Below are 20,588 nucleotides of genomic sequence, written 5' to 3'. Positions count from 1 at the left end.
CGGGGAGAAAACTCTCCCCGGCTCATCTTTATTCTTCTCGCAGAAAACCCTGCTTGGCATAGCCGATCATATACAGACTTCCGCAGGCAATGACCACATCTTCCGCCCCGGCCTGGCTCTTAGCCAGGAAAGCAGCCTGGGCCGGATCGTCCACCGCCTCTACCCTTTGGCAATAGCTTTTGGCGATCTCCGCCGCCTTCCCGGCCGGCAGCGCCCGAGGGGTATCCTGAGGGGTTGCAGCAATAAACCGGCTGGCTCTTTGGGCCAGCTGGGAAAGGCCGTAGGCGTAGTCCTTGTCCTCCAGCATTCCCATGACCACGGTCACCTGTTTTCCTGCAAAAAACCGGTCGATGGTGCGGCACAGGCTGTCCACCCCATCCGGGTTGTGGGCGCCATCCACCAGGCACAACGGCTCGCGGCAGATCACTTCCTGCCGGCCTTCGAAGCGGGCCTGGCCAATGCCCTTTTGGATGGTCTCCCAGTCAAAATCCCATCCCCCGGCGTTCAGCTCTTCAAAAATGGCGCATACCGTCAGGGCATTGTAGATCTGATGCTCTCCCAGCAAGGGGATGTGCAGCTGCTTGCCTTTATAGCGGATGACGCTGCCTTCTCCCCCACAGGAGAGGATCTCCAGCTGGGACAGATCGGGTAGATTGGGCTGGATGCTGTTTTGCCGGCAAACTTTGCGGATCACTTCCATGGCTTCTTCCGGCTCTTTAGGGTAAATGGCCACCCGGCTGCCCATTTTGATGATTCCTGCTTTTTCCCCAGCGATCTCCGCCAGGGTATTGCCCAGATACTGGGTATGGTCAAAGGAAATGGAAGCGATGGCGCTCACATCAGGGGCATCGATGCAGTTGGTGGCATCCAGCTTGCCCCCCATGCCCACTTCCAGCACCACCATATCACATTTCTTTCGGGCAAAATAGTGAAGGGCCATGGCGGTATCGAACTCAAACTCGGTGACCGCCCGATCCTCCTGCTGAAGCTGACGGAACAGAGGAGCCAGAGTGCTCACCTCTTCCGCCAGGTCCTCCTTTGAGATCCACTGTCCATCCAGCTGGATCCGCTCCCGGAAATCCTCCACATAGGGGGAGATGAACATCCCCACCCGCAGGCCGGCCTGCCGGAGCACCGAGGCCGTCATGGCCACGGTGCTCCCTTTGCCGTTGGTGCCTGCCACATGGACAAACCGAAGGTGCTGCTGGGGGTTCCCCAGCTTTTCCAGCAGAGGCCGCACCCGATTGACCCCATTGCGTTTGCCGATATGGGGGATGTGATTGATAAAATCCATTGCCTCCTGGTAGGTCATCATGGCCCTGTCCTCCCGGCTTTATTTCATATTCGCCAGGTTTTCCTCCAGCTTGGCGATGAGCTGACGGGCTTTTTCGGCCTTCTGCCGCTCGGCTTCCACCACGGCGGCCGGAGCCTTCTGCACAAAACTCTCGTTTTGCAGCTTGCCCAGAATACGCTGCAGGTTCTGCTCCGCCTTTTCCTTTTCGCTTTGCAGGCGGGCCTTCTCCTTCTCCATGTCCACCAGCTCCCGCATGGGCATATAGCAGGTAGCGCTGTCGGTGACCACCGAAACGGTGCCGGACAGATCGGTGTCTGCCGCCACCTGGCTCACCTGGGAGCCATAGGCCAGCCGCTCTACCAGAGGCGCTGCCGCTGTAAACAACGCGGCCTTCTCTCCGGAGAACATCAGCTGTGCCTTTTTGGAGGGCGGCACATTCATTTCGCTGCGCCGGTTGCGGATGGCCCGGATCATCTCCATCAGCACTTCCATCTGCTTTTCCTCTTCCTGAAAGGACAGGCTCTGGCTGTATTCCGGCCACGGACTGCGCATGATGGAATCCCCTTCGTGGGGCAGGGCCTGCCAAATGGTCTCGGTGATGAAGGGCATGAAGGGATGGAGCAGCTGCATGGTCCCAGAGAGCACATAAGCCAGCACCCGCTGAGCGCCTTCGTGGGCCTTCTTGTCCTCTTTGTTCTGGAGACGAGGCTTGGTCAGCTCAATATACCAATCGCAGTAGGTATCCCAGATGAAGGAATAGAGCTTTTCGGCGGCAATGCCCAGCTCGAACTTGTCCATGTTCTCGGTGACTTCCCGCACCAGGTCGTTATAGCGGGAGAGGATCCATTTGTCCTCCAGGGTTAACTCTTCCGGCAGGCCGGGCTCTTCAATATCCAGATTCATCAGCACATACCGGCTGGCGTTCCAGATCTTGTTGCAGAAGTTCCGGCTGGCCTCCACCTTTTCCTCGCTGAAACGGGTGTCATTTCCCGGGCTGTTGCCGGTGCAGATGGTAAAACGCAGAGCATCGGCGCCATAGTGGTCGATGACCTCCAGGGGATCGATGCCGTTGCCCAGGGATTTGGACATTTTCCGTCCCTGCGCATCCCGGATCAGACCGTGGATATACACCGTCTTGAAGGGGATCTCGCCCATTTCAGCCATTGCCATGCACACCATACGGGCCACCCAGAAGAAGATGATGTCATAACCGGTGACCAGCACATCGGTGGGATAGAAATAGGACAGTTCCGGAGTATTTTCCGGCCAGCCCATGGTGGAGAAAGGCCACAGGCCCGAGCTGAACCAGGTGTCCAGCACATCCTCTTCCTGATGGATGTGCTTGCTGCCGCACTTTTCGCACTGGCAGGCATCCTCTTTGCTCACCGTCACATGGCCGCAGTCGTCGCAGTACCAGGCGGGAATCTGATGGCCCCACCACAGCTGACGGGAGATGCACCAGTCGTGCACATTCTCCATCCAGTTCATATAGGTCTTGGTGAAGCGCTCGGGAACAAACTTGATCCGTCCCTCTTTCACCACCCGGATGGCCTCTTCGGCCAGGGGCTTCATCTTGACGAACCACTGGGCAGAGGTGATGGGCTCCACGGTGGTGCCGCAGCGGTAGCAGGTGCCCACATTGTGGCTGTAATCCTCGGTTTTCACCAAAGCGCCGATGGCGTCCAGATCGGCCAGAATGGCCTTGCGGGCTTCATATCGGTCCATTCCCTGGTATTTACCGCCGTTTTCGTTGATCTTGGCGTCGTTGTCCAGGATCAGAATCTGCTCCAGGCCGTGACGCTGGCCCATGTCAAAGTCGTTGGGGTCATGGCAGGGTGTGACCTTAACGCAGCCGGTGCCGAAGTCCTTTTCCACATAATCATCGGGGAAAATGGGCAGCAGACGGCCTACCAGGGGCAGGATGGCGTGCTTGCCATGGAGATGGGTGTAACGCTCGTCTTCCGGGTTGACGGCAATGCCGGTATCGCCCAGAATGGTCTCAGGCCGAGTGGTGGCAATGATCATGTCCTCCCCGGTCTCCTGGACCTTGTACTTGATGTGCCACAGATGGCCCTGCTGCTCATTGTATTCCACTTCGGTGTCGGACAGAGCGGTGGCGCAGTGGGGGCACCAGTTGATGATCCGGCTGCCCCGGTAGATCAAGCCCTTTTTATACAGGTTCTCAAAGGTCTGACGCACCGCTTTGGAGCAGCCTTCGTCCATGGTGAAGCGGCGGCGGCGCCAGTCGGGAGAAGCGCCCAGCTTTTTCTGCTGGTCCAGAATTCTTCCGCCGTATTCGTCCTTCCACTGCCAGACCCGGCGGAGAAATTCCTCTCTTCCCAGGTCATAGCGGGTCTTGTGCTCCTGCTCCCGCAGGTATTCTTCCACCTTGATCTGAGTGGCGATGCCGGCGTGGTCCATGCCGGGCATCCACAGAGCCTCATAGCCCTGCATCCGCTTCTGGCGGATGATGGCATCCTGAATGGTCACATCAAAGGCGTGACCCATGTGCAGCTGCCCCGTCACATTGGGGGGCGGCATGACGATGCTGTAAGGCTTCTTATTCTTGTCCACTTCGGCTTTGAAACAGCCGCTTTCCTCCCAAAACCGATAGACGCTGTCTTCGGTCTGTTTGGGATCGTAGACCTTTTCCAGTTCCTTTGCCATATTCGGCTTCACTCCTTCTTTCTTGCTGTATGGCCGAGGGCGGCCGATCACAAAAAAACCTCCGCCCCGTGTTGTTACGGGACGGAGGTAAACATTTCACTTCCGCGGTACCACCCATATTTGCGTTAAAAAACGCACACTCCGGCGCCAGACAGCGCCTTTTCCCTTAACGCGGGCCAAACGGCGGGGCCTACTGTGCCCAAAAGGGCGGTTCAGCCTGCGGCTCAGGGACCACATTCCCCCGGCGCCTTGGGAGCACTTCCACCAACCGTGCCCTCTCTATGCCGCTTCACCGGGATACTCCTGCCCTTCACAGCCTTTATACAAGGGATATTATACGGTCTCCCCTTCCCTTTTGTCAAGGACAGAAAAAGGCCGTTTGCCAAAATGGCAAACGGCCTTTGGAGCGGGCGAGCGGATTTACACCACTATCTCTTGCCGGGAAGGCAAGCGGCTTAAAAGTTAGCCCACACCCACTGGGGCTAGAAGTCGGATTCGAACCGACGACCTACGCATTACGAATGCGTTGCTCTACCGACTGAGCTATACTAGCGTCTTGTGCCTATTCATTATACAAAACTTCCCTTGGTTTGTCCAGACTTATTTTTGTTTTTTTAAAAATTCTTCCCCGGCCAGCTCTTGACAAAGGGGCTTACAATGCCTATAATAATAAAGCAGTCTGCTCGTGAGAGCAACTTGCCCTCTTCGGGGTATAGCGCAGCTGGTAGCGCGCTTGGTTCGGGACCAAGAGGCCTCGGGTTCAAGTCCCGATACTCCGACCAAAAAAGACCGCATCTTGTGATGCGGTCTTTTTCTTTTTTCTTTTCTTATTCTCCTTGGGCCAGCCTGGCCAGGGTATCCCCCGCTATGCGGTATACCGTCCGATCGGACATGGGCTCGGCGCCAAGGGAGCGATAAAAATCAATGCTGGGTTTGTTCCAGTCCAGGCACCACCATTCCAGTCGGCCGCATTTTCTCTCCACGGCAATGGCGGCCAGCTTTTGCAATATGGCCTTCCCATACCCATTTCCCCGGTGCTCCGGCTTTACATAAAGATCTTCCAGGTAAAGACCGGCCCGGCCAAGAAAAGTGGAGAAATTATGGAAGAACAGGGTAAACCCCACCTCTTCTCCCTCCACCACTGCAAAAATGACTTCGGTCTTTTTCCGCTCAAACAGCCATTCTTCCAGTGTTTTTTCATCGGGCCCCTCATGCATTTCCCCTCAGAAAAGAAAGAAAGGCCGGCAAATCAAAAGAACGGGCCTTTTCTTCCCCACTCCGTGGGCCATCGCCCCAGGCCAGCAGGCGGCTGCGGCACAAAAGCCCCCATCCCTGTGGCGTTTCCAGCACATGGGTCACTTCCCGCCAGGGAATGAGCTGCTCCCCTTCCGGCCCGGTACGCTCCAGGCCAAAATCCCAAAAAGCAAAATGCACATTTTTCCCCAGCTGTTTTTTCATCCGGGTCAGGTTCCACAACGCAGGCAGATGCCAGCCCCATTGGACCGCATAAAAAGCCAGCAGAGCCAAAACGGCATAAACCCAGCCCAGGCTGTCCCCTGAGTGGGCAAACAGCCCGGCCACCGCCGCCAGCGCCAGGGCCGCGGCCATCCAGGCCTTGCGGTACCCCTGACGAAACTGGCGGAAATAGGCTTTTTGCAGGCTCAAATACAGTTTCCGGTTCAAAACGGAGTCCAACTGAAAAAGGGGCTCCAGCATCCTATTTGCGCTCCTCCAGAGGCACTTTGTCAAATTCATTGATGAAGCCGGTGATGAACTCTCCTACTTTCTGGAGCATTTCCTGGCCCCATTCCTCGGTGGCATCCTTGGGGTCATCCGGCCCGAACCAGCCGGAAGGTGTCACCGAACCAAAGTGACGCTGCACCGTCACATCAATGCCCTGATACCGCACGGTCTTGACGCCGGAAGTGGGCAGACCGGCCGAGATATCCTGGGGCTCCAGGGGCATATAATCCTCCATATATACCAGGCTGGGATCGATGGCCAGAATGGCCGCCGTCTCTTCTCCGCCGCCGTGGCCGCCCTTCCATTTGGGATTCAGCTCTCCAGCCAGCTGCCACCAGTTGAGCAAAGCGCCCAGAGCGCCTTTGTCCTCCAACTGAAGGGCGGTATCCAGAATGGCCTGATCGTTGCCCCCATGGCCATTGAGAAAGACGAAGCGACGCACGCCATAACGATACAAACAATCGGTGATCTTTTCCAGCACCAGACGCAGGCCGTCATAGCCCAAAGAAATGGTGCCGGGGAACCCGAAATGATGATCGGCCACTCCATAGGGCACGGCGGGGACGATGAGCACATCGCACTTTTTCTCAATGGCCCCGGTCAAATGGGAAGGGATGAGAAAATCGGTGCCCAAAGCCAAGTGAGAACCGTGGTTTTCGATGCTCCCGATGGGAATGACCGCCGTATGGTGATCTTTGAAATAGCGTTCCGCCTGTTTCCAGGTAATTCGTTCCAATCGCATGTTCCGCCGCTCCTTTTGTTTGCATATTTGTTTTTATCATACCCCACCCCCGATCCAAAATCAAGGGCCGTGGGTGGGGTTTCTTCTCTGAGAAATTTTTTATGCCCCACCCCTTGACCTGGAGGCCTCCAGGGTGTATGCTGTCTTTCATATTTTCCATTTTGAAATCCATCAAAATCTCATGCAAAGGAGACCATTTTTGTGAAACTGTTTTATCAGCTCTCTCTGCTCTTTTTCCTTTTTTCTTTTCTGGGCTGGGTGATGGAAGTGGTGCTGGTATCCATTGAATACCGGCGTCTGGTCAACCGCGGCTTCCTGTTGGGACCCTGGTGCCCCATCTATGGCTGCGGCGTCACCTTTGTCACCATTGTAGTGGGCGGCCTTCTGGGATACCGGGGCACCTGGGGCGATGTGTTTCTGGCCGGCTTCTTCCTGTGCGGCAGCCTGGAATACTTCACCAGCTGGTATCTGGAAAAGCTCTTCCACGCCCGCTGGTGGGACTATTCCAAAAAGCCCATGAACCTTCACGGTCGGGTGTGGATCGGAAACCTGATCCTCTTCGGTCTGGCCTCTGCCATTATTGTCCGGGTGGTGGACCCCTTCTTTTTCTCCTGGGTGTCCCGCATCCCCCTCTTTGTGATGGCCATTCTGGTCTGGACTCTGTGGGCACTGTTTGTCTGTGACTGCGGTCTGTCCTTTACCGTGATGAACCTGCTGAAAAAGCACATCGATACCCAAAAGGGCGACAACACCGAAGAAATCGCCCAGGCCGTACACCAAGTGCTGCGGGACAAACGGCTTCTCCGCCGTCTGCTCCATGCCTATCCCCATTGGCAGGCCCGCCCTCACGCATTGACCCTTCGGCTGAAAAAAGCCCGGCAGGAATATAAGCGCACCCTCTCCGCCCTGCGGAAAGCCCAGAAGCTGGCCCTCCGCGCCACCCGTGAAGAACTGGAAAAAGCCATGGAGCAAGTCCACAAGGCCCGGATGGAAAAGAAAGAGGCCCTGCGCCGTCTCCGCTTGGTGCAGCGTCTGTTCCTGCGCTGGGATGAGGAAGAGGAGGAAAGTTGACCTTCTATATCTAGCACATATTGGCAATTCTCCAATTATTCAGATTTTTTCTTGATTTTCCCAAACAGTTATGGTATATAATAGTAAAACAAATCTAAGCTTAGATGCTGAAAATTAAAAATTCACAACTCCGCAAAAGGCCCAGGCGGCCTATTATGCTTTGAATAACCTCCTTGGATGGAGCTATAATGCCTTGGCTCCCCGCAACTCCAATAGTGTTATGAACTGTGCCACTTTGGTTTGGAAAGCCTATAATTATGCTGGCGTTAATGTCTGTTCTCCCGGAAGTGGAACTGTTACTCCCAGCGCTTTGGAGGTTGACGGATATAATACAAGGCTGTATGCTACGGGTCAATATGTATCAGCAGCTTGGCCCTTCTCGCTGGAAGTGGAAGAATAATTTCATCATTAAAAGGAGAAAAAAATGAAAAAGCGGATTTTGATTGCTCTTTTAGCCGTACTTTCTTTCTCTTTCTTTGGCTGGCTCTTATACACTTCTGTAAGCTTTACTTGTCAGCCTCTGGTTTCCACAAACTCACCATATCTGCCTGGTATATTCTATGAAAAAAATTACGGCGCCCCTTCTTATCAAACAGCCTACTATAGTTGGAAAAATGGAAAATGGAAAAAAGGGAATGGAGATTTTCAACGTACTTATCGAAGCTTCTACTCCACGGAAGATGTAAATGTCCTGCAGTCTCCCCAACCCGAGGAGGATTATGGGCAAGTGATGTTTCGGGACACCTATGATTTCGGCACTGTTTTCGTTTGGGATAATTGGCAAAAACAAGCGCTTTTTTGGCGTATTTTTATTGTATCAGATTCGCAAACACAGGAATATCATATTGAAAAAAGCAATGCTTTTGAGTCCTTGATTGACTGCTTTTCTTGGGAAAAAGGCCTATGTCTTTACCGCCGCACAGATCAAAATGAAATCATCCTCACTTTGTTGGATGCAAAAACGGGCGAAACTTGGGAGAGACAAGTTTTTCTTACCAACCTGCTGAAAGACTGCCTGATCGAAACCCGCACCCTTTATGATGGCGAACGAGACCGGCTCTTCTTTTTCTATACCCAGGGCAACGAAAAGTACTTGGGACAATACGACTTTGCCGCCGGTCAGCTGTTTTCCCTTCCCTTGACCAAGCCGGTGTCCCACCTACTCATCACCCCGGAAGGCTATTTTCTGGCCAACACCTCTTCCCTCCGCCAGGTGATCCTTTATTCCTACGATTTCGACTGGAGTGAAAAAGATTCCATCACTTTGACTTTAGATATCCCCCAAGAAAAAATGGGTAATAAACAAAATTGGTATAATGGTAATTTTCTTGCCTTATGTGACGGAGTGCTCTATGGCTATCTAAACGGAGAAAAGCGTGACTGCTTCTATGCTTTGGATACAGCCACCAACCGGCCCCTGTCTCTCCACCTGATCCGCCCTGGCAAGGGGTTTGAGGTCATGGATGTAAAGCTTTATGATCCAGAAGGCATCCAGCCCTTCTTTCTCTCCCTGCCCTCTGGCTTTTAAATTGCCTATTTCTGCAAAAAAGCGCCTGGTTTCTTGCCAGGCGCTTTTTTGTGTGATAGGATGGGGAGAGAATTGGAGAACTCTCCAAAAAGAAAGGTGGAAAAAAGAATGCTTCTCAAACAACTGACTGAGGTCTATGATATCCTGGACAGCAGCACCGCCAGCGGCCAGAAGGTGGCTGACTACCTGCGCTCCATCAAGGCGGACGCCAATGTGGAAATTCAGGTGCTCTCCGGTGCCAAAGGCTCCACCGATATGGTGAAGGTGCGCATCCCCGGCAAAAACGGCAAGAGCCAGGGCGGCACAGCCCCCACCATCGGCCTGCTGGGCCGTCTGGGCGGCCTGGGTGCCCGTCCGGAAATGACCGGTTTTGTCTCCGATGGCGATGGCGCTCTGGTGGCCCTGACCCTGGCTGCAAAACTGCTGGATATGCAGGTGAAAGGCGACTATCTGGAAGGAGATGTGTTCATTTCCACCCATGTATGCCCCGATGCTCCCACCCAGCCCCATAAGCCGGTACCCTTCATGGGTTCTCCCCTGGACATGGCCCAGGTGAACCAGGCCGAAGTCACCCCCGAGCTGGACGCCATCCTGGTGGTGGACACCACCAAGGGCAACCGGATCATCAACACCCGTGGCTTTGCCATCTCCCCCACCGTCAAGGAAGGCTATATCCTGAAGGTCAGCGATGATCTGCTGGATATCATGCAGACTTCCACCGGCCGCCTGCCCTATGTGTTTGCCCTGTCTCAGCAGGACATCACCCCCTATGGCAACGACCTGTACCACCTCAACAGCATCCTCCAGCCCGCTACTGCCACCAATGCTCCTGTGGTAGGCGTGGCCATCACCACCGAAACCACTGTGGCCGGCTGCGCCACCGGCGCCACCCACTTCGTGGATTGCGAAGAAGCCGCCCGCTTCATGCTGGAAGTGGCCAAGTACTTTGGCAAGGGTGACTGCAAGTTCTACGATGAGGAAGAATATGCCCTCATCCAGAAGCTGTATGGCCCCATGGGTCATTTCCAGACCAAGGGGAGGAACTAATCATGCCTTCGGTAAAAATCGGAGCAGTCACCGTGGGACAGGCTCCCCGGGTGGATGTAACAGCGGATATCCTGCCCCTGCTCCCCGGTGTGGAGCTTTTGGAAAGGGGCGGCCTGGACGGGCTGACCCAGGAAGACATTGCCGCTTTCCAGCCGGAAGAGGGAGACTATGTGCTGGTTTCCCGCCTCACAGACGGTTCTTCGGTGACTTTTGCTGAAAAATATGTGCTTCCCCGGCTGCAAAATGCCATCACGGAGCTGGAAGATGCAGGATGCCGTCTGATCCTCTTTTTCTGCACCGGGGATTTTCCCGACACCTTCCAAAGCCGGGTACCCCTGCTTTTCCCCGGCCGGGTGCTCAAGGGCATGGCCCCGGCCATTTCCTCCCGAAAAACCGCTATTGTCAATCCCTCACCCCTGCAAAAGGACCAGAGCCTGGAAAAATGGAAACTTTATCTTCAGGAGCCGGTTTCCTTTGCCGTTTCCCCTTATGAAGGGGAAGCAGGTGTGCGTCAGTGCGCCAGACAGGTGGCGGAAACCGATTGCGATATGGTGATTCTGGACTGCATCGGCTATACCCAAAAGATGAAAGAGATCTTTCAGGAAGAAACCGGGAAACGGGTGATTCTGCCCCGCACTCTCCTGGCCCGGGTGGCCATGGAGCTTTTGTAAGAGCCAAAAATATGTTGGGCGGCGCACAGCCTGCGCCGCCCAAATCAATTCAGGAGGAACAACCAATGGATCTTGTGGAAAACGCAAAATCGGTACTGTGCTCCAGCCTGGCCGTCAAAGCGGGCGAGACCGTGCTCATCGTCACCGATGACAGCCGTCCGGAGATCGGCCGGGCCTTGTACGAAGGAGCTCAATCTCTGGGGGCTGAAGCCATGCTGATGCAAATGGCTCCCCGCTCTGTTTCCGGTGAGGAGCCCCCTGCTCCGGTGGCCGCTGCCATGGCGGTGTCTCAGGTGATCATCTGCCCCACAGAGAAATCTCTTACCCATACCAACGCCCGGATCAATGCCGTGAAGAACGGCGCCCGACTGGCCACCATGCCCGGCATCACCCAGGAAATGTTCCAGGAAGGGGCCATCACCGCTGACTATGACCAGGTGGAAAAGCTCACCGGCACTTTGACCGAAATGCTCACCAAAGCCAGCACCGCCCGCATCTGCAAAGACGGCCACACCCTCACCCTGGATCTCCAGAGTCGCAAAGGCATCCCCTCCCCCGGCGTCTACCGGGAAAAGGGTCAGAGCGGCAATCTGCCTTCCGGCGAGGCCTACATCGCCCCCATGGAAAATGGGGTCAATGGCAGCATGATCATTGACGGCAGCATGGTGGGCGTGGGCAAGCTGGAAAAGCCCATCACGGTGCACATCAAGGACGGCGTGCTGCAAAGTGTGGACGGGGACGACGGCAAGCTTGCCATCCTGCTGCAAAAGCCGGAAAACGGCACAGTGGGCGAGTTGGGCATCGGCACCAATGAAAAAGCCATTCTGCGGGGCATCATCCTGGAGGACGAAAAGGTCTATGGTACGGTGCACATTGCCTTCGGCACCAACACTTCCTTCGGCGGCGTGAACAAAGCCGATTGCCACATGGACGGCATCATTCTGAAGCCCGATCTGTATCTGGACGATGTGCAGGTCATCCGTCAGGGAGAATTTGTTCTCTGATTGACCGGCAAAACTTCATTCTTTCACCGACCAAAAAGGCCGGCCATTCCAAAAGAACGGTCGGCCTTTTTCTGTGATTTTATTTTTTATCAGGCCTGGCCGCCACCGAAATAACCGCCGCTGGGTTCTGGATGGCTTACATCATCGGCCAGATTTTGTGCTTTGTTCACATACATCTGGCTATCCACTTCTCCCAGCAGCTTTTCCACTTCTGCGCCCCGGCCCTGCCGAACACCATAGACAAAAGAGACTGGCATCCCTTCCACTGTACCGCACCGCACGAGAGCTCCCTCCAGCTCCCGTTCCAGACGGCCGGCTATCAGCCCTTCTCCGATGAGCACAAACTCATCTCCTCCGTATCGATACACTTTCAATCTTCGACACCGGATGGCGCTCAATGCCTGAGCAACTTGGCAGATTGCCTGATCTCCGGCCCCATGGCCCAAACAATCGTTGATCTTTTTCAAGCCGTTCATATCCACCATGGCCAAAGTGATCTGGCTCTTCCACCGAATACACTCCAACCGCTTCTGATAGGCCAGGCGGCTATATGTCCCGGTCAAAGGATCATACAATACCTTTGTAACAGTAAGTGCAAAGAACAAGAGAATCAGACAAATCGTCGCTGTGCTCCAAAGAACGCCGCGGAGATGGAGAATCACCTCAATCCCACTGGCCCCTATCATCACCAGGGCCACCGCTACAATTGATAACTACCGGCAAGGCAAACAGCCGCTGCTTGATCCGGTGCATAGGGTGACACAACTGTACCAGAAAAAAACGGCGCCATAGGCGCCAAAGCAAACTGCAAAGCACTGGCTATGGCCCGGGCCCGCCACTGTACTTCCTCCGAAGCCTGGGAGACGCAGGCATCGGAAGTGGCCAGCAGCATCATTCCCACCACTGTTAGTTCGCAAGCAAACAAATTCTTTTCCCGCCTGGTCAATAATTGGTTTGTCTGCAAAAAGACCGCAAATAATATCAATCCTGTCAAAGGTCCGTAATAGGACCGTATTGCCATTTCACCGGTCTCCTGTTTTCTCCACTCTCCCTCGCTCACACCACTTTACAGCCTTAGCCTGTGTTGCTATAATCAGCATGCTATCCAACAGTTACTTTTAAAGAAAAGAGGTACACCATGAAGCAAGGATATCTGCAAATCTACACTGGCAACGGCAAAGGAAAAACCACTGCCGCCATGGGCCTGGCTCTGCGGGCCGCTGGGGCCGGGCTGCGGGTCTATATCGGTCAATTTGTGAAAGATATGAAATACAGTGAAGTGCGTCTGATGGAAAAAGCGCTGCCCCAGATTACAATAGAGCTTCTGGGCAAAGGCTGCTTTATTGATCGTCCGCCAGAAGAAAGTGACCGTCAAGCGGCACAGGAAGGGCTGGAGCATGTGGCACAGTTGATGGAAAGCGGTCAATATGATGTAATGATTCTGGATGAGATCAGCATTGCCATCGTGTGCGGGCTGATTCAGGAAGAGGATGTACTGGCCTTGATCGAGCGGCGTCCTCAAGGGATGGAATTGGTACTCACCGGACGCTATATGCCATCCTGTTTGATGGAAAAAGCCGATCTGATCACTGAAATGCAAGAAGTCCGTCACTACTATACGGAGCAAGGTGTTTTGGCCCGGGACGGTATCGAACGATAAAGCACACCCTCTGCCCTTTGGGCATACAATGCCTGTGGAGGGATTGGAATGAATTGTTACCCTACTGAAAATAAACCCCGCCGCTGCCATTGCATTACCACCTGCTGTTTCCAAGGCCCCACCGGACCGATGGGTCCCATGGGGCCCGCCGGAACCACAGGGGCCACAGGAGCGGCCGGGGCCACTGGCCCAACCGGGCCAATCGGACCAACTGGTTCTACTGGACCGATGGGTCCCATGGGGCCCGCCGGAGCAACTGGACCTACGGGCCTCACCGGTGCTACTGGGCCTACCGGTCTCACTGGAGCAACCGGCCCTACCGGACCTACTGGCCTCACCGGTGCTACTGGGCCTACCGGTCTCACTGGACCTAGCGGGCCTACCGGTCTCACTGGAGCAACCGGCCCTACTGGACCTACCGGGCCTACCGGCCCCACCGGAACGGTTTATTTAGGAAAACAAATAATCTGTAAAAATGCGGTTTCTTGTCAAACCGCCTCATTATGAGTATTGAGTTCGATAAACTCTCTGATCCGGCGCAGCTCGTCGGCAAACCGGAACGCAATGCTGATGCTACCTCCCTCATAGACCTTGATATGGTCCACCAATTCAATTAAGATATCCCGCGTCAGCTTTTCAATGTTCTGATGCTGCTGGAAGGCTGCCAAGAAGGGGTTTTCCATATCAATGCCGTTTTCCAGCTCCCTTTGTTCTTCTCTGAGCCGTTCCAGAACCTGGTTCAATGTCTCAGCCTGCTGTTCATATTCCTCTTTCATATGCCGGTAATCCCGGTGTGTGATCTCGCCATCTTTCCAATCCTGATAGATTGCCTGCTTATAACGGACAATCTTAGCAAACTCCCGTTCTTTCTGTTCGATGGCATCATGCAGCTTTTTGGACTGGCTTTTAACCAATGGAGCTTTGTTGATCTGCTCTATGGTCTTGGAGAAGTCTACGGCCAAATAGACCTGCTGCTGGATTGCACAGAGAACGGCGGCTTCCAGCTGGGTATGCTTAATTGTGTGCTTGGTACAAGCGCTCTTGGATTGGTCTTTATAAGTACGGCAGTAATAGTATACCGTATTTCCCACTTTGCTGCGGGTCATGGATTTTCCGCAATCGGCACATTTCAGAAATCCACTGAACAAGTATAGTTTCTTCTGCTGGGGGCCTGTGCGAGTGTCCCGCATGAGAAGCTGCTGAACCTTTTCAAAAATTTCCCGCTCAATAATAGCTTCATGGGTATTCTCTACGATATACCATTCATCCTGAGGAACGATCTCCTGCACATGGATCTTGTAGCTTTTCATGCGGTAGCGCCCTTGTACCATGTCGCCGCAGTACATCCGGTTTTGCAGGATTTTACCCACCGTCATAGCACACCACAAGGGGCGCTTATCAGGAGCCAAACTTGGATTCTGATATTTCAGTCCAAGGCGTTCTCGTTTATAAGCTGCGGGACAAAGGACGCCGTGATCATTCAGATAGTGGACAATAGCATTTTTGCTCATGCCGTCCAAAAACATCTGGAAGATGTCACGGACAACGCCAGCGGCCTCTTCATCCACCACAAGAGCATTTTTATTCGTCGGATCTTTCAGATAACCGTATGCGGCAAAGGAACCGATGTGTTCCCCATTGCGGCGCTTCATATCAAATACTTCCCGCACCTTGTCGGAGGTCTCCGCACAATGGTTTTCGTTAAGAACTCCCTGAATGGGTACTGCGATGCTCCGCATATTCTGAGGTTCTTTATAGCTGTCCAGGGGCTGGTGGAACAGGGAGATAAAACGGACATTATACCGTGGAAACCAATCATCCAGATAGTAACCTTGATCGCTGTAATTGCGAAAGGAGCGGGCAAGGTCTTTTACAATAACGCAGTTGACTCGGCCTCGCTTAATATCAGCCAGCATCCGCTGGAAGTCATCCCGCTCATCATCCGTCGTTCCGGAAATGCCATCGTCCACATATTCGTCCACGATGATGTACTCGTCACCATCGTTGAACCCGGCGATATGGTCCTCAATGATCGCCCGCTGGTTGGTGACGCTTTCGGACTCGTCTAAGCACCGAGCATCCTCTTTGGAAAGACGAATGTAAATTCCAATTCTCCATACTCTGTGTTTGGTTTTTGCAACAGTTTGGGTCATAGCCCGGCTTTTCCGTGCCATATTAGCCTCCTTCCCTATCACATTACACCTATATTATACTGCTTTCCACTGACATCATCAAAAAATGGGAAAAGCAACTCAAAGGTAAGCGATAGAATCAAAGGCCACTCTTTTTTCTCTGAAGAAAGGTGAGGAGCACATCTTGCAGAGACGACCCATGTTCTACAAACTCCAACTTGACACTCAGCTCTCCCACACGGAAGCAATAAGGATTTCCAATCGCATTGAGAAGATAGGCCGCCCGGGATTTCTGTGGGACCTGGAGATCAAAATGCAAATTACTGGCATCCACCAGTTCTCCTTTGCTGATCTTTTGAATATTCACACTTGCCAATTCTGCCAGATCAATCTGTTCTTGCATAGAGCATGTACCTCCTTTCTCCCAGATGTATGCAGCAAATGGTTTGCTTTATGCGGTAACCCACAAGTCCCCCAGAAAGAGATCGTAGCCTTGTAGATTATCAAAAGATATAATTCGGTGTTGCTTTAGTCTTTGCTGCCTTCCATCTACACCATTTTTCTCCGGTCAACCATTCTATCTAAAACGCTTATGATCAATCAAAAGCAAACAGGCGGCTGCTGGCCACAGTCTCACAGGTTTTCACCTCGCCCCATTCCTATGGGTGCGCCGGACAATACCTTGAGGGCGTTCGATCCGGGAGTATCTTTGAAAGCACCAGAGGTCGTGGCCCACAATTTGCCGGTTTGTTTCAGTGATCACTTTTTCCGCTCACTTTTTCAAGTTCATGGCGCGCTTCCTCATGGCTCGCTCTGGTGCAAAAGTCCTGTTTGCCCTATTCTGCGCCGTTGGCGCTTTTCTTTGTCAATGTGCCGAGCCAGGTCATACTGGCTCATATAAACCCTGGAACCTATTTTCCAGGGTTTATATGAACAACTACGAAATCCGCAAAACGGCAGCCTGGCCCTTACTTTACCGGAGTGACCCGAAAGTGAAGGATCCGGGTGATCAGCTTGATTTCCATCCTTTTGCACATTTCTTCATCCACGCAAATATGAGGCATGCCATCTTCATCATAAAATTTTCTGGTGGCCAGCGTCCGGATGTAACCAGCGTAATGCCTTAAAAACTGATCAATCGCTTCGATATCTCCGCTGGCCGCTTGCTCCACAAGAGAAAAAGGAAGCAAATTGCCCTTTGCCTGTTTTTTACCCATCCTGTTTCGTCTCCAATCGTTTTTTCAATTCGCACAGCGTACTGGTCCGCCTGCGCTGTACCGTTCGTCTCATCATAGCCAGCTTTTCTCCGATCTCTCTGTCGTTCATGTCCAAAAAGTAAGCCAGCAGAATGATGTCTCTTTTCTCTTCAGATAGCTGAGAAAGCGCGTCAGCCAGGCGTTCATCCTGGATAGACACACGATGCCGTCCTACTTCAAAACAGATCACATCAGACGGATATCGATCTTCTATGCTGAATCCCTGAAGCTGCTTTTCGGAGAGCTGAGAAAGGGCTACTTCTCTTTCTGCTCTGCGTGCATATTGCACCTTGAGATTGCGGCTCTCCTCCCGCAGCACTTTTCGGCAGAAGCTGTCAAATTGATGGCGTATGGTTTCCATTTGGGAAATCGAGAGCATTTGTTATCTTCACCTCCTCTCTCAGGCCGAGAGGCCGGTTTTTTCTTTTCACTCTCTATCCCAATGACAAAGGGAGGTTTTGGTCAATTTTCCTCAAATTTCCTGAATTTTTATTGCAAAAAAGCTGGCTGCCTGCATAAAGCAGACAGCCAGCTTTTTTACCTTTTTCAATACAGCTTAAAATGGAAACATATAGCTTCCAATGCGGCCTATTTTATCTTACTCCTGTGGAACTTCCACTTTCATTTCGCCGTGGAATTTTCCCTTATCCCCCACTTCTACATAGCCTGCATAAATCACCGATTTTGAGTCTGTAGAAACAGAGTTTGTCACCGACTGACCTGTCACCGCTTTATCATCCCGTGGCAACAGCCAAACTTCTTTCAAAGTTCCCTGTTCCTGCGATGTTACAAGGCCAGTAGCCTCATTATAATAGACCGTCCCTTCCAGAGTGAAAAAGACCCAGGGCTCCTTGTCTCCAGTACTCTGTGCAAAAGCAGCAACCTTCTGTATTTTCCCATCGCCTTCTGTCACTTTTTCATGACAAGCTACAGACACTTTTTCCAGTACATACTTTTGCACTTCGTTCCATTTCTCCGCTTTAGCCCAATCCTGGGTATCTTGCATCACTTGCTGAGTAATATCCGTCCCCTCTACATCCTGGAAGATATAATTCCCTTGCTCCTCATTGTAGAAGGGCCGTATCCACTGAAGAAAGGCTTCGTCTTCCTGTTTTCCCACAGCATTGCGCCACCAAAAAACCACGCCTACAACGGCAATCAATAGAACGATTAGCCCTATAATCCATATCTTCTTTTTCATTTATGACCCCTCCTTAATATTTTATCAATCGGGGGAGACCTCCAAAACGCCTTCTACATTATCAAACACCATGGTTCCCTGATAAATGGATCCCACATATACATCCCATTTAGGATGAGCGATCGCCTTAAAGGTACCTGTGTAATTGCTATGATACGAATAAGTATCCACAACACCAACTGTTCCATTTGTGCTGCTTTGATCTGTAACAGTAGTACTCGATACAGAGGAAATAACTTTTGTATTCGGATCATAATAAATGGTCCCGCTTATTTTAAAGCGCACATCTGTAGTATTGACCGAATAATTGTATCCAGAAACACGAGGAACATTAAATCTTTGAATTGTCTTGGTTCCCCACTTTGCAATATCCCTTGCTCTTGTCAACAATTTACCTGTCTGTGTGTATTCAATTGCGGACAAATTTCTTCTGCAATATTCCCGAACCTCTTCCCATTCTCCATTATCTGCCAAATCCTGTGTATCCGCTACCATCTGTTCTTTCAGATTTTCGCCATTGATACCCTTTATTTCATATGCAGAAAATTCTTCGCCGCCTTCGTACAACGGACTGACAAAATCAATGAATCCTTCCAAACTTTCAGAAGATGTATTGGTTTCATTTGGAACATTTTCAGTTCCAGCAGCCCAAGTAGATGATGACAATTGCACACACAGCAGCATTGCAATCAGAGAAATAGCTCCACATCTTTTAACAGCTTTCATCATTTTTCTCCTTTCTTTTAGAAGATACTCAAATACCTCTCAATCTTTATGGCACAGAAATTGTCATATTACCATAAGCTTTTTCATATACAATCGTATAAAAATCACCATATGCACTATCCTCTGCAGCTTCAACCCAGCTATTATATGTCACTGATCTTTGGTTAGAAGCTTTGGAAGCCGTGATATTTTGAGACTTTATCATTCCAACCGGAATAACATGTGCATTAGAAATACTACCCGAAGTATACGAAGTCACCAGTCCTGTACTTTCATTATAGTATACAGTCCCGCTGATATCCCAAATAACTTCTCTAGTATAGTTGCTGGCAGAGGGGCTCCCACTTACGCCACGAACTGTCGCACCACATGTTGTCGTCTTTGTGATGCTTTTTGTGCCATTAGCCAAAGTTGCAGAATTTGTTATCCGTTCGTATTTCATAAATGCCACATTCTCATTTACATACTTGCGAATTTTTTCCCACTCTGCATCTTTTCCTAACTCTCTTGTATCCATAAGGACAGTTTGTGTAATATCATTGCCCTCCGCATCTATAAACAGATATTCGCCTTGTGAGCCCTCATATAACGGAGACATAAAATCCACAAATGAGTTCATCGAGGCCGTTGTGAAAGTGTCCTCCACTTCCGCTGCTTCTACCGGAAAAATTCCTATGCCTAAAAGCAGAGACAGGGCTAAACCAATCGCCCTTTTCATTATGATCATATCTCCTTTCTTGATCGCTTTCACGATAACATTATTTTTTAATTCTAACCCCCTCCCATTTAGCAATGTTCATTTTCACCATACACTTATGTTATCTCCTCCAATCATTTGTTCATTTTGTAATAACAATATACTATGTATTCGACGATTTGTCAATATAAAATATATTTTGGTAACAATAAAATATAAAAGCTTTACATATTACATTGCATCAGTTATTTTTATAATAACTTTATTACCAAAGTAGTATCAAGAATCAAACTTTGTGACAAAAAGGACAGCTTCACCAATTCTCAATAAGAACACATGCTTTCTTGTTCCACTCATTGATGGTGGTGGGAAAGACTTTGTTCCCCAGAAGGCCTTAATAATATTCTTCACTCGCCAAACGGATACTCCGACAATATACATCTTAATGAGAGCCTTTTCTGCACTGCTCTCCCAACAACACCGCTCAACAATAGTTGTCTCCAAGGAGCGCTCTTTGCGTTTGGGTATCTTAAGGGGAACATCTCCGAAAGTGATTGTGAAGTTGTAGCTCTAGTGGCCGCTGCATTAGCCCTGGCGTTGCTCATTGCGCTCGTACCAGGCCGCTTGTGTTAATGCTTCGGCCTCCAACAATTCGTTGAGAATTACTTTTATGCTATCTCACACTCATCCCCTGACCTGTCCTTTGCTTCTCCCTATACAGCTATATTTGCTGTCTCTCTTTACACGGTGTGCTGCAATTTCATTCTACCAACGATCTGCAATATATAATTTTTATCTACTTTTCAATTTGCAAAACTTATTCTGCCTTATTTTCTTATTTGCCTCTAAGCAAATAAAAAAAACCTGGCATCTCAACGGTGCCAGGTTTTTCATTTGTTCATCAACAATCTATCCAATCAGTAACCCATCTACTATAAGTAACCGACCACAAGCGTTTTTGTGTCTTTCCCTCATATTGCCGGTAATACCATTCAAATTGCTCTGCATATGGCTCCATACTTTCTATTTTTTCTATTTCTTTTTCATTATGTTCATAAGCCATTGTATTTACACAAAAAAGCGAAAATATCCCCGTGAAAATCAATAAAAAAGCTAGTTTCTTTTTCACTTTAAGCTCTTCCTTCCTTA

22 protein-coding genes, 2 tRNA genes and 1 other annotated feature are annotated in these 20,588 nt (G+C 51.1%); of the genes, 7 read left to right on the top strand and 17 right to left on the bottom strand.

Annotation, left to right across the window (positions count from 1 at the left end):
- Positions 1–28: 28 nt before the first annotated feature.
- From KQI26_RS09570 to KQI26_RS09560, 3 genes are all read right to left on the bottom strand, one after another.
- Positions 29–1,315: a folylpolyglutamate synthase/dihydrofolate synthase family protein gene (locus tag KQI26_RS09570; RefSeq protein WP_216504244.1), complete on the bottom strand. Its 1,287-nt coding sequence runs from the start codon at positions 1,313–1,315 to the stop codon at positions 29–31.
- Between the two features lie 18 nt (positions 1,316–1,333).
- Positions 1,334–3,961 (bottom strand): valine--tRNA ligase, encoded by a 2,628-nt coding sequence (locus KQI26_RS09565; RefSeq protein WP_216504243.1) that lies wholly within the window; start codon positions 3,959–3,961, stop codon positions 1,334–1,336.
- Between the two features lie 74 nt (positions 3,962–4,035).
- Positions 4,036–4,284: a binding site (T-box leader), on the bottom strand.
- A gap of 154 nt (positions 4,285–4,438) precedes the next feature.
- Positions 4,439–4,514: transfer RNA gene (locus KQI26_RS09560), tRNA-Thr, on the bottom strand.
- A 153-nt stretch (positions 4,515–4,667) separates the two neighbouring features.
- Between KQI26_RS09560 and KQI26_RS09555 the strand changes: the two genes are divergently transcribed.
- Positions 4,668–4,743: transfer RNA gene (locus KQI26_RS09555), tRNA-Pro, on the top strand.
- Positions 4,744–4,788: 45 nt separating this feature from the next.
- On the opposite strand, the gene KQI26_RS09550 is transcribed toward KQI26_RS09555, so the two are convergent.
- The 3 genes from KQI26_RS09550 to KQI26_RS09540 are packed head-to-tail and all read right to left on the bottom strand — an operon-like array spanning position 4,789 to position 6,446.
- Positions 4,789–5,178, bottom strand: coding sequence for a GNAT family N-acetyltransferase (locus tag KQI26_RS09550; protein WP_216504242.1), 390 nt, complete (start codon positions 5,176–5,178; stop codon positions 4,789–4,791).
- Entirely contained in the window at positions 5,171–5,677 is a 507-nt protein-coding gene (locus KQI26_RS09545) for a hypothetical protein (RefSeq protein WP_216504241.1), read from the bottom strand. The genes KQI26_RS09550 and KQI26_RS09545 overlap by 8 nt, the downstream gene beginning before the upstream one ends.
- Before the next feature lies 1 nt (position 5,678).
- A complete protein-coding gene (locus KQI26_RS09540) occupies positions 5,679–6,446 on the bottom strand; it encodes a creatininase family protein (protein ID WP_216504240.1) in 768 nt (255 codons plus the stop codon).
- Positions 6,447–6,647: 201 nt separating this feature from the next.
- Here KQI26_RS09540 and KQI26_RS09535 point away from each other — a divergent pair, with 201 nt between their 5' ends.
- The 5 genes from KQI26_RS09535 (at position 6,648) to KQI26_RS09515 (ending at position 11,767) form a co-directional block, all read left to right on the top strand.
- Positions 6,648–7,517 carry a hypothetical protein gene (locus KQI26_RS09535; protein WP_216504239.1) on the top strand — a complete coding sequence of 290 codons (870 nt, stop codon included), beginning with the start codon at positions 6,648–6,650 and terminating at the stop codon, positions 7,515–7,517.
- A 424-nt stretch (positions 7,518–7,941) separates the two neighbouring features.
- The gene (locus KQI26_RS09530) at positions 7,942–9,045 is read left to right on the top strand and encodes a hypothetical protein (RefSeq protein ID WP_216504238.1); all 1,104 of its coding nucleotides are present in this window, start codon (positions 7,942–7,944) and stop codon (positions 9,043–9,045) included.
- 108 nt (positions 9,046–9,153) lie between these two features.
- Positions 9,154–10,092, top strand: a complete 939-nt coding sequence (locus tag KQI26_RS09525; RefSeq protein WP_118746617.1) for a DUF1177 domain-containing protein — start codon at positions 9,154–9,156, stop codon at positions 10,090–10,092.
- Between the two features lie 2 nt (positions 10,093–10,094).
- Entirely contained in the window at positions 10,095–10,763 is a 669-nt protein-coding gene (locus KQI26_RS09520; protein ID WP_216504237.1) for an AroM family protein, read from the top strand.
- A 65-nt stretch (positions 10,764–10,828) separates the two neighbouring features.
- Positions 10,829–11,767, top strand: a complete 939-nt coding sequence (locus tag KQI26_RS09515; protein WP_216504236.1) for an aminopeptidase — start codon at positions 10,829–10,831, stop codon at positions 11,765–11,767.
- Positions 11,768–11,856: 89 nt separating this feature from the next.
- Here KQI26_RS09515 and KQI26_RS09510 read toward each other — a convergent pair whose 3' ends face one another.
- Both KQI26_RS09510 and KQI26_RS09505 read right to left on the bottom strand, forming a co-directional pair.
- Positions 11,857–12,453 carry a GGDEF domain-containing protein gene (locus tag KQI26_RS09510; protein ID WP_216504235.1) on the bottom strand — a complete coding sequence of 199 codons (597 nt, stop codon included), beginning with the start codon at positions 12,451–12,453 and terminating at the stop codon, positions 11,857–11,859.
- A gap of 14 nt (positions 12,454–12,467) precedes the next feature.
- The gene (locus KQI26_RS09505) at positions 12,468–12,788 is read right to left on the bottom strand and encodes a hypothetical protein (RefSeq protein WP_216504234.1); all 321 of its coding nucleotides are present in this window, start codon (positions 12,786–12,788) and stop codon (positions 12,468–12,470) included.
- Between the two features lie 117 nt (positions 12,789–12,905).
- Between KQI26_RS09505 and KQI26_RS09500 the strand changes: the two genes are divergently transcribed.
- Positions 12,906–13,427: a cob(I)yrinic acid a,c-diamide adenosyltransferase gene (locus KQI26_RS09500; RefSeq protein WP_216504233.1), complete on the top strand. Its 522-nt coding sequence runs from the start codon at positions 12,906–12,908 to the stop codon at positions 13,425–13,427.
- A gap of 488 nt (positions 13,428–13,915) precedes the next feature.
- On the opposite strand, the gene KQI26_RS09490 is transcribed toward KQI26_RS09500, so the two are convergent.
- From KQI26_RS09490 to KQI26_RS09450, 9 genes are all read right to left on the bottom strand, one after another.
- Positions 13,916–15,601, bottom strand: coding sequence for a recombinase family protein (locus KQI26_RS09490; RefSeq protein ID WP_216504232.1), 1,686 nt, complete (start codon positions 15,599–15,601; stop codon positions 13,916–13,918).
- Between the two features lie 97 nt (positions 15,602–15,698).
- Positions 15,699–15,962 (bottom strand): DUF6870 family protein, encoded by a 264-nt coding sequence (locus KQI26_RS09485; protein WP_118746537.1) that lies wholly within the window; start codon positions 15,960–15,962, stop codon positions 15,699–15,701.
- Between the two features lie 565 nt (positions 15,963–16,527).
- Positions 16,528–16,776, bottom strand: a complete 249-nt coding sequence (locus KQI26_RS09480; RefSeq protein ID WP_216504231.1) for a helix-turn-helix domain-containing protein — start codon at positions 16,774–16,776, stop codon at positions 16,528–16,530.
- Positions 16,769–17,194, bottom strand: coding sequence for a sigma factor-like helix-turn-helix DNA-binding protein (locus tag KQI26_RS09475; protein WP_216504230.1), 426 nt, complete (start codon positions 17,192–17,194; stop codon positions 16,769–16,771). Before KQI26_RS09475 ends, KQI26_RS09480 begins: the two co-directional genes overlap by 8 nt.
- A 219-nt stretch (positions 17,195–17,413) precedes the next feature.
- Positions 17,414–18,016 carry a hypothetical protein gene (locus tag KQI26_RS09470; RefSeq protein ID WP_216504229.1) on the bottom strand — a complete coding sequence of 201 codons (603 nt, stop codon included), beginning with the start codon at positions 18,014–18,016 and terminating at the stop codon, positions 17,414–17,416.
- A gap of 24 nt (positions 18,017–18,040) precedes the next feature.
- Positions 18,041–18,742, bottom strand: a complete 702-nt coding sequence (locus KQI26_RS09465) for a hypothetical protein (RefSeq protein ID WP_216504228.1) — start codon at positions 18,740–18,742, stop codon at positions 18,041–18,043.
- Positions 18,743–18,788: 46 nt separating this feature from the next.
- Entirely contained in the window at positions 18,789–19,493 is a 705-nt protein-coding gene (locus KQI26_RS09460; RefSeq protein ID WP_216504227.1) for a hypothetical protein, read from the bottom strand.
- 225 nt (positions 19,494–19,718) lie between these two features.
- On the bottom strand, positions 19,719–19,943 hold the full coding sequence (locus KQI26_RS09455; RefSeq protein ID WP_253292777.1) for a transposase: 225 nt from the start codon (positions 19,941–19,943) through the stop codon (positions 19,719–19,721).
- A gap of 397 nt (positions 19,944–20,340) precedes the next feature.
- Complete coding sequence (locus KQI26_RS09450) at positions 20,341–20,568, bottom strand: hypothetical protein (protein ID WP_216504226.1); 228 nt, start codon at positions 20,566–20,568, stop codon at positions 20,341–20,343.
- Between the last annotated feature and the right edge of the window lie 20 nt (positions 20,569–20,588).

The sequence above is a fragment of the Intestinimonas sp. MSJ-38 genome (genome assembly GCF_018917925.1).
Taxonomy (GTDB): domain Bacteria; phylum Bacillota; class Clostridia; order Oscillospirales; family Butyricicoccaceae; genus Pseudobutyricicoccus.
Note: the sequence above shows the minus strand (reverse complement) of the source record. Positions and strands in the feature narration are given on the sequence as shown.

What these genes read in the sequence shown, in the direction of transcription:
- KQI26_RS09570 (WP_216504244.1), bottom strand. Translation starts at nt 1,315, where the DNA reads ATGATGACCTACCAGGAGGCAATGGATTTTATCAATCACATCCCCCAT.
- KQI26_RS09565 (WP_216504243.1), bottom strand. Translation starts at nt 3,961, where the DNA reads ATGGCAAAGGAACTGGAAAAGGTCTACGATCCCAAACAGACCGAAGAC.
- KQI26_RS09550 (WP_216504242.1), bottom strand. Translation starts at nt 5,178, where the DNA reads ATGCATGAGGGGCCCGATGAAAAAACACTGGAAGAATGGCTGTTTGAG.
- KQI26_RS09545 (WP_216504241.1), bottom strand. Translation starts at nt 5,677, where the DNA reads ATGCTGGAGCCCCTTTTTCAGTTGGACTCCGTTTTGAACCGGAAACTG.
- KQI26_RS09540 (WP_216504240.1), bottom strand. Translation starts at nt 6,446, where the DNA reads ATGCGATTGGAACGAATTACCTGGAAACAGGCGGAACGCTATTTCAAA.
- KQI26_RS09530 (WP_216504238.1), top strand. Translation starts at nt 7,942, where the DNA reads ATGAAAAAGCGGATTTTGATTGCTCTTTTAGCCGTACTTTCTTTCTCT.
- KQI26_RS09525 (WP_118746617.1), top strand. Translation starts at nt 9,154, where the DNA reads ATGCTTCTCAAACAACTGACTGAGGTCTATGATATCCTGGACAGCAGC.
- KQI26_RS09520 (WP_216504237.1), top strand. Translation starts at nt 10,095, where the DNA reads ATGCCTTCGGTAAAAATCGGAGCAGTCACCGTGGGACAGGCTCCCCGG.
- KQI26_RS09515 (WP_216504236.1), top strand. Translation starts at nt 10,829, where the DNA reads ATGGATCTTGTGGAAAACGCAAAATCGGTACTGTGCTCCAGCCTGGCC.
- KQI26_RS09510 (WP_216504235.1), bottom strand. Translation starts at nt 12,453, where the DNA reads ATGATAGGGGCCAGTGGGATTGAGGTGATTCTCCATCTCCGCGGCGTT.
- KQI26_RS09505 (WP_216504234.1), bottom strand. Translation starts at nt 12,788, where the DNA reads ATGGCAATACGGTCCTATTACGGACCTTTGACAGGATTGATATTATTT.
- KQI26_RS09500 (WP_216504233.1), top strand. Translation starts at nt 12,906, where the DNA reads ATGAAGCAAGGATATCTGCAAATCTACACTGGCAACGGCAAAGGAAAA.
- KQI26_RS09490 (WP_216504232.1), bottom strand. Translation starts at nt 15,601, where the DNA reads ATGGCACGGAAAAGCCGGGCTATGACCCAAACTGTTGCAAAAACCAAA.
- KQI26_RS09485 (WP_118746537.1), bottom strand. Translation starts at nt 15,962, where the DNA reads ATGCAAGAACAGATTGATCTGGCAGAATTGGCAAGTGTGAATATTCAA.
- KQI26_RS09480 (WP_216504231.1), bottom strand. Translation starts at nt 16,776, where the DNA reads ATGGGTAAAAAACAGGCAAAGGGCAATTTGCTTCCTTTTTCTCTTGTG.
- KQI26_RS09475 (WP_216504230.1), bottom strand. Translation starts at nt 17,194, where the DNA reads ATGCTCTCGATTTCCCAAATGGAAACCATACGCCATCAATTTGACAGC.
- KQI26_RS09470 (WP_216504229.1), bottom strand. Translation starts at nt 18,016, where the DNA reads ATGAAAAAGAAGATATGGATTATAGGGCTAATCGTTCTATTGATTGCC.
- KQI26_RS09465 (WP_216504228.1), bottom strand. Translation starts at nt 18,742, where the DNA reads ATGAAAGCTGTTAAAAGATGTGGAGCTATTTCTCTGATTGCAATGCTG.